The sequence below is a fragment of the Sulfuricurvum sp. genome, from assembly GCF_036279695.1.
In the GTDB taxonomy this organism is placed as follows: Bacteria; Campylobacterota; Campylobacteria; order Campylobacterales; family Sulfurimonadaceae; genus Sulfuricurvum.
On the sequence record NZ_DASUIQ010000029.1, the window covers coordinates 1 to 2,136 of the forward strand.

3 protein-coding genes are annotated in these 2,136 nt (G+C 43.9%); all 3 read left to right on the plus strand.

Annotation, left to right across the window (positions count from 1 at the left end):
• The first annotated feature begins 88 nt into the window (after positions 1-88).
• The 3 genes from dapE to VFW36_RS03350 are packed head-to-tail and all read left to right on the plus strand — an operon-like array spanning position 89 to position 1,996.
• Positions 89-1,186, plus strand: a complete 1,098-nt coding sequence (gene dapE, locus VFW36_RS03340; RefSeq protein WP_329657393.1) for a succinyl-diaminopimelate desuccinylase — start codon at positions 89-91, stop codon at positions 1,184-1,186.
• 27 nt (positions 1,187-1,213) lie between these two features.
• Entirely contained in the window at positions 1,214-1,609 is a 396-nt protein-coding gene (locus VFW36_RS03345) for a thioredoxin family protein (protein ID WP_329657394.1), read from the plus strand.
• A 15-nt stretch (positions 1,610-1,624) separates the two neighbouring features.
• Positions 1,625-1,996 (plus strand): RidA family protein, encoded by a 372-nt coding sequence (locus VFW36_RS03350; protein ID WP_329657395.1) that lies wholly within the window; start codon positions 1,625-1,627, stop codon positions 1,994-1,996.
• The last annotated feature ends 140 nt before the right edge of the window (positions 1,997-2,136 follow it).

A 2,136-nucleotide genomic window follows, 5' to 3' on the forward strand; every position in this document is an offset into this window, starting at 1 on the left:
CACAAGGCAAAATCAAACTGCAAGGTTTTATAATGACACCGAACGGTTTGCGTCTGGAATATGAGACGCAGTTAAAAGAGGATTGACATTGAACGTTATTGAGTTATTTAAACAGCTTTTGGAATCACCGAGTGTTACCCCCGAAGATGGTGGTATATTTGATTTTCTTGAAGATTATTTGGAAGGGTTCACCACTGTCCGCATTGATCGTGAAGGGGTAAAAAATCTCTTTGCCTACCGTTGTTTCGGAGAGGGAAAACATCTCTGTTTCGCCGGACATGTCGATGTCGTCCCCGCAGGGGAGGGGTGGAATAGTGATCCGTTCGTTGCGACCGAAAAGGACGGATTTATCTATGCCCGCGGTGCTCAGGATATGAAAAGTGGTGTGGCGGCATTTACCCAAGCGCTAAAAGAGGCAAAAGAGTACGAGGGAACCTTATCCATTTTGCTCACCTCCGATGAGGAGGGACCGGCGAAATTCGGTACGGTAGAAGTACTAGCCTACCTCAAAGAGCATAATCTCCTCCCTGATGCCGTAGTCGTGGCCGAGCCGACATGCGAAGAGAGATTCGGAGATGCGATCAAAGTGGGACGACGAGGCTCGATCAACGGTGTAATCGAAATCATCGGGAAACAAGGGCATGCTGCTTATCCAGAAAAAGCGATCAATCCTGTCCATCAAATAGCCCCCGTACTCTCTACGATCGCGGGTGCTTTTTTGGATGAGGGGGATGAGTATTTCGCTCCGAGCCAACTGGTTATTACCGATATACGTGCAGGGATCGAGACGACCAATGTTTCCCCCGGAAAATTGAAGATGATGTTTAATGTCCGAAATTCCACCCGAACCGATCAAGAAAGTATTAGAACATTTATTGATTCACAGCTTTGCGGGATGGACTATACACTCAGTTTAGATCAATCGGCCTATCCGTTTGTCACCGATGCGGATACCCTGATTGTTCGGACTTTGTCGGATGCGATTCAAGAGGTATGTAAAATTACCCCTAAAAATTCGACTGCGGGGGGGACGTCGGATGCCCGATTTGTTGCCGCATACGGGATCGATGTGATCGAATTCGGTGTTATCAACGATACGATACATGCTCCGAATGAGCGTACTTCGATTGCCGAAGTCGAAAATCTTTATGCTGTTTTTACAAAGTTGATTCATAATTTTCGGTAAAATTCCGTTTTTCAAAAAAGGGTTTAAATGAAAAAATTAGCGTTATTAGTGCTTTTGATGGCTAATCTGTTTGCGAACGATATTGCGTGGAGTGATACGTATGAGCAAGCGCAAGCTAAAGCGAAAAAAGAGTCCAAACCTATGTTGGTGATTATTACAACAGAACAATGCCGATGGTGTCGAAAACTGGAAGCAACCACGCTGAGCGATGATGCGATAATTTCAAAAATCAATACCCGCTTTATCCCTGTCCATGTAACGCGTGATAAAAGTGTTTACCCTAAAAATCTGAGCGCTAAAATGGTTCCCATGAGCTATTTTATCGATGGTGAGGGAAAAGTGATTCATTCAATCCCGGGATATTGGCCGAGCGAGGATTATCAATCGATTTTGGATGATGCACTCCGTAAAGCAAAAAAATAAAGGAAACTAAAGATGATTAAAAATGTACAAACTCCTAATGCCCCAGCGGCTATCGGACCGTATTCGCAAGCGATGATTGCGAACGGTATGGTATTTACCTCCGGTCAAATCGCACTCACCCCCGCTGGTGAGATGGTCGATGGGGATGTGAGTGCACAATGCGCTCAAGTGATCTCAAATCTCAAAGCAGTTTTGGAAGAAGCCGGAAGTTCGTTTGATAAAGTGATCAAAACGACGATCTTTTTGGCAGATATGGATGATTTTGCGGCGGTTAATGCAATTTATGCAGATGCATTCGGTAATCACAAGCCCTCACGCTCTACCGTGGCTGTGAAAACATTGCCAAAAAATGCACTTGTTGAGATTGATGCTATCGCTTTAATTTAACAGACCTCTAAAGTTCCCCTAATCAGGGGACTTTTTCTCTCTTATTTTTGTCCTCTTTTCACTTAACGTATTTATAACATTGTCAAGCTACAATAACAAAAAAGGTTTTTTATGGCTCTTATTAAATGTCCTGACTGTAA